The organism is Corallococcus sp. 4LFB (assembly GCF_046520365.1).
In the GTDB taxonomy this organism is placed as follows: Bacteria; Myxococcota; Myxococcia; order Myxococcales; family Myxococcaceae; genus Corallococcus; species Corallococcus caeni.
This window is the reverse complement of record NZ_JBKGHJ010000819.1, coordinates 1-2,371: the sequence shown is the minus strand read 5'-3', so window position 1 is coordinate 2,371 and position 2,371 is coordinate 1. Positions and strand designations below refer to the sequence as shown.

At 72.0% G+C, this 2,371-nt stretch carries 2 protein-coding genes and 1 pseudogene; all 3 read right to left on the bottom strand.

Annotated elements, in window-relative coordinates; all coding sequences use genetic code 11:
* Positions 1-443 (bottom strand): annotated as a pseudogene (locus ACLEQD_RS41525) (hypothetical protein); the annotation flags it as partial.
* A 119-nt stretch (positions 444-562) separates the two neighbouring features.
* Entirely contained in the window at positions 563-1,162 is a 600-nt protein-coding gene (locus tag ACLEQD_RS41520; protein WP_410391434.1) for a hypothetical protein, read from the bottom strand.
* Positions 1,163-1,303: 141 nt separating this feature from the next.
* Complete coding sequence (locus ACLEQD_RS41515; RefSeq protein WP_410391433.1) at positions 1,304-2,314, bottom strand: SDR family NAD(P)-dependent oxidoreductase; 1,011 nt, start codon at positions 2,312-2,314, stop codon at positions 1,304-1,306.
* Between the last annotated feature and the right edge of the window lie 57 nt (positions 2,315-2,371).

Sequence of the window (2,371 nt, the reverse complement as noted above, 5' to 3'; positions counted from 1 at the left end):
CGCACGTCCCCGTGCACCACGCGCGCGCCATGCGCGGCCTGCAGCGCGCCCGCGACCTCCGCGCCCACGTGACACACGAACGCCTCCGACGGCCGCGCCCCGCGTCCCATCACGCGCCTGCGCGCCGTGGCCAGCGAACAGCCCGGGACGTAGTCCGACACCACCGTCAGCGTGTCGCGCGCGTCCACCTGGAAGCCGTGGAGCCTCGCGATGCCCGGATGCCGCAGCGGCACCGCCAGCGTCAGCGCCTCCTCCAGCGGACGCCGCGTCTCCGGCGCCAGTCCCGACGCCAGCAGGAACGTCTTCACCACCAGCGGGCGCGCTTCGACGGGCCCCTGCTCCAGCGGCCACACCAGGGACACCCACTCGCCCAGCGGGCCCCTCCCCAGCGGATGCAGGGGGGCGAACGCGGGCAGCCGGGAGGCGAACGGAAGCACGGACATGGCACCCTCCAACCCATCACAACCAACCTGTGACGTCAACCCGGGCGGTCCTACGCCACGGGTCCTGCGACTCCCCGGCACCCGGGCACGCGGCCCCGGGTGCCAGGAACGGCCCGAGGCTAGAAGTAGCCGCCGACCGTGGTCGTGATGCCGATGGTCACGTCGTTGCCGGAGAAGTTGCCCTGCTGCGAGCCCAGGCTGCCCACGTCCTGGCTGATGAGCGCGCGCACCTGCGGGCCGGCGCCCACGAAGAAGTGCGGCGAGACGTGGAACAGGATGGGGGCGTTGAAATCCAGGACGAAGTTCACGTCGCTGGCGCCCGGCACGTGGGCGAACTGCACGCCGAAGCCCGCCTTGGGCCAGAACGACACGCGCTCGTTGAGCGGCAGGTGGTAGCCCACGCGGCCCAGCACGCCCAGGCCCACGACGGTGCTGTCACCGAAGCCGAAGGACACCAGCGCGGACGCGCCCACCGACAGGTTCTGCTGGAGGAAGTAGTCCGCGGACGGCTCCAGGCGGATGAGGAACACTTCGTCGGCGGTGTTGTAGCCCAGGAAGCCGTTGAGCTCCTGGCTGATGACGACCTGGCTCGCCTGGCCGAAGTCGGACGCCTTGCCCGGGTCGCTGTTCAGGTCCGGCTCCTCGGCCGCGACCGCCTGCGACGACACCGCGAGCCCCGCCACCAGCGCCAGGCCCGTCCACTTGCTGTTTCCACGCATCGAGGTTGCTCCTCACGTTCGCGCCCGGCCGACCCTTCCCGGTGCGCATGCGGGGCCCCTTCTAGCCAAAGCCCGCTGCAACGCGAGGATGTTTTCCGACCCACCCAACACTTCGTTGACACGCCACCATCAGTGCCGCGATCACGAAAATCCTGATCGCGCTCCGCGCACCAGGCCGCGAGCGCCCAGCACCGCGCCGCCCACGACGCCCCCCGTGAGCGCCGCCAGTCCCAGCGTCGCGGTGAAGCGCTTCCACGCGGGCGTCGGCGGCACGCTGCCCCGGGGGCCCACGCCCTCGGCCACGGGGCTGAAGAGGTTGCCCTCCGGCCGGTACAGCGGCGTGTCCGTCGTCTGCATCCGCGCGCCGAAGCGGGAGAGCACCGCCTTGCCCACCGACGGCGCCACGCCGTTGAGCCACAGCATCAGCCGTCCCTGGAGGAACGCCGGCACCGACGTGCGGCCCGGCCGCTTCGCCAGCCGCACCACCGCCTTCGCCACCAGGTCCGCGTCGTACGTGGGCGGCACGGGCACGGGCTTCTTCCCGAGCATCGTGGGCGCGTGGTCGAACATGGGCGTGGACACGGACGGCACCAGCACGTTGGACACCTGGATGCCCGTGCCCCGCAGCTCCATCTCCAGCGACTGCGCCCACCCCAGCGTCGCGTGCTTCGCCGCCGAGTACGCGGACAACAGCGGCGCGGACCCCGCCGACAGCATGGACTGCACGTTGAGCACGTGGCCGTGGCCCTGCTTCCGGAAGTGCGGCAGCACCGCGCGCGCGAAGCGGAAGTAGCCGAAGCACGCCACGTCGAACACGCGCGTGATGTGCTCCCAGGGCAGCTGGTCGAAGTACCCGTAGGACTGCACCGCCGCCACGTTCACCAGCAGGTCCACGCGGCCGTAGTGCGCCACGCACTCGCGCACCACGCGCTCCACGTCCTCCGCCACCGTGACGTCGCCTTCACACACCAGGCACTCGCCGCCCTGCTGGAGCACCTCCACGCGCAGCCGCTCCAGCGCCGCCTGGCGCCGCGCGGTGACGCACAGCCGCACGCCCGCCTCCGCCAGGCGCAGCGCGGACTGCCAGCCCACGCCGCTCGACGCGCCCGTGACGATGGCCACCTGCCCCTTCAAGTCCTCGTGACGCGCCATGCGTTTCCCCTCCTCGCGAAGAGGTGGGGCTTCCGCACGGGCTTCGCACGAGGCAAG

Bases quoted from the DNA above. Each gene is read 5' to 3' on its own strand.
- ACLEQD_RS41520 (WP_410391434.1), bottom strand. From the start codon at position 1,162: ATGCGTGGAAACAGCAAGTGGACGGGCCTGGCGCTGGTGGCGGGGCTC.
- ACLEQD_RS41515 (WP_410391433.1), bottom strand. From the start codon at position 2,314: ATGGCGCGTCACGAGGACTTGAAGGGGCAGGTGGCCATCGTCACGGGC.